3 protein-coding genes are annotated in these 2075 nt (G+C 66.1%); all 3 read left to right on the forward strand.

What is annotated here, in order from left to right:
• On the forward strand, positions 1-1219 hold a 1219-nt coding region (pepQ, locus tag AC04L7_RS17375; RefSeq protein WP_475513528.1), incomplete at its 5' end, for a Xaa-Pro dipeptidase.
• Positions 1220-1277: 58 nt separating this feature from the next.
• Complete coding sequence (locus AC04L7_RS17380; protein ID WP_436000280.1) at positions 1278-1715, forward strand: hypothetical protein; 438 nt, start codon at positions 1278-1280, stop codon at positions 1713-1715.
• Between the two features lie 144 nt (positions 1716-1859).
• On the forward strand, positions 1860-2075 hold a 216-nt coding region (locus AC04L7_RS17385), incomplete at its 3' end, for a hypothetical protein (RefSeq protein ID WP_475513529.1).

Consider the following 2075-nt stretch of genomic DNA (forward strand, 5'->3'; position numbering starts at 1 on the left):
CAGTGGGACCCAGCATTGGCAGGTCTTCGACGACCGCGACTATCCGTACGCGGTGAACCCGCAGTTCAAGGCCTGGCTCCCGCTCACGCGGCTGCCCTACAGCTGGCTGGTGTACACGCCCGGCAAGCGGCCGCAGGTGATCTTCTACCAGCCGTTCGACTACTGGCATGTCGTGCCAGGTGCACCGAGTGGCTGGTGGGTGGACCACGTCGATGTCCACATCATCCGCAAGCCGGACGAAGCGGCGGCGCTGCTGCCGCCTGCGGCCCGCAGTGCGATCCTCGGCGAGCCGCAGAGCACGCTCGGCGACTACGCGCCGAACAATCCCGAGCCGGTGATCCAGTACCTGGAATACCAGCGCTCGTACAAGACGCCGTACGAGATCGCGCTGATGCGGCAGGCGCAGCGCCTGGCCGTGCGCGGACACCGCGCCGCCGAAGCTGCCTTCCGCGCGGGGGAGAGCGAGTTCGGCATCCACATGGCCTACTGCACGGCGGTGGGCCAGGACGCCAATGACCTGCCCTACGGCAACATCATCGGCCTCAACGAACACGCGGCGATCCTGCACTACATGGAACTGCAGCGCGTGGCGCCCGATCCGCTGCGCAGCTTCCTGATCGACGCCGGCGCCAGTTTCCATGGCTACGCCAGCGACATCACCCGCACTTACGCCTTCGACACCGGTGGCGACTTCCAGGCGCTGATCGACGCGGTGGATGCCGCGCAGCAGCGCATGTGCGCCGGGGTGCGGGCGGACGTGGATTACCGGCAGTTGCACGTGGATGCGCACCACACGCTGATGGGCATCCTGAAGGACTTCGGCGTGATCACGGTCTCGCCCGAAGCCGCGGTCGCTACCGGCGTGAGCGCGGCGTTCTTCCCGCACGGGCTGGGCCATCCGATTGGCCTGCAGGTGCACGACGTGGCCGGCTTCGCCGCGAGCGATCGTGGCGGCCGCATCGAACGACCCGCCGGCCATCCCTACCTGCGCATGACCCGCGTGCTGGAACCGGGCATGGTGGTGACCATCGAACCCGGCCTGTACTTCATCGACCTGCTGCTGGACGAGGTCAAGAAGAACGACCACGCCGCCAGCGTCGACTGGACGCGCGTCGACGCATTCCGCCCGTACGGCGGCATCCGCATCGAGGACGAAGTGCTGTGCACCGAAGGCGATGCGGACAACCTGACGAGGCCGGCGTTCGCGGAAGCGGGCTGACGCGGCGATTCGCAACGCGATCCCGTCCACCCACCGCTCGACGTCATCAGGTATCTCCATGGATAGCGACCTGATCGTGATGGCAACGATAGTCCTGCTGACGGCCGCGGGCCTGGTGGCCACCGTACTGCTGCCGGCGTGGATCGCATGGGCGATTGCTTGGCGGTCCGGCATGCCACGGTCCTGCAGACGGTCGTTCGCTTTCGCATGCCTGCTGCTGAGCTATGGCGTGATGGTGTTCGCGGCCGCGTTGCTGCTGCCGCTGGAAGTCCTCAAGACATTCATCGCCTCCGACCTGCACGCACGCGGCTACCTGGCGCTCGCCAATGGAATCTTCGTGGCCGCCGAACACGGTACGCCTATCGTTTCCTGTACCGCAGCCTTGGTCGCCGCTGTTGTCATTCCTCTCAGGCTGCGCAGGCATTGGCCCGCGATCACGTCCGCTGTCGCGGACGGCCCCGCCTCACCCGCGCTCCAGCGCGACGCGGATGCGTAGCAGCGGACGCTTGGCGCGCTGTGCGACAGCGTCGTAGTCCGGAACGGATCGAAGGCCGCAAGCGGGGACGTGCCGCGTAACGCATCCCGGGTGCGTTACGCTTACCCGGGCTACGGTCGCTAGACGTGCGCAACGGGGTTATTCATGGTCGGACAGCGCGTGAAATTCGGGTTATACGCCTTTTTGTTCGCGTCCTGCGCGCGTCAGGACATAGGCGTGCAGGCACACGACGCCTTTATGGAGGCGATGCGCACGATGTCCACTTCGCCTCACTACGTCAAGATAAGACTGGTGGACCCTACACGCGGGATCACCAGAGATACCTGCGTGACAGCCAATCTCCTCAGGGGCGCTCTGCAC

The sequence above is a fragment of the Pseudoxanthomonas sp. LjRoot204_2 genome (assembly GCF_056175765.1).

Coding starts and splice junctions, on each gene's coding strand:
- AC04L7_RS17380 (WP_436000280.1), top strand. CDS start 1,278: ATGGATAGCGACCTGATCGTGATGGCAACGATAGTCCTGCTGACGGCC.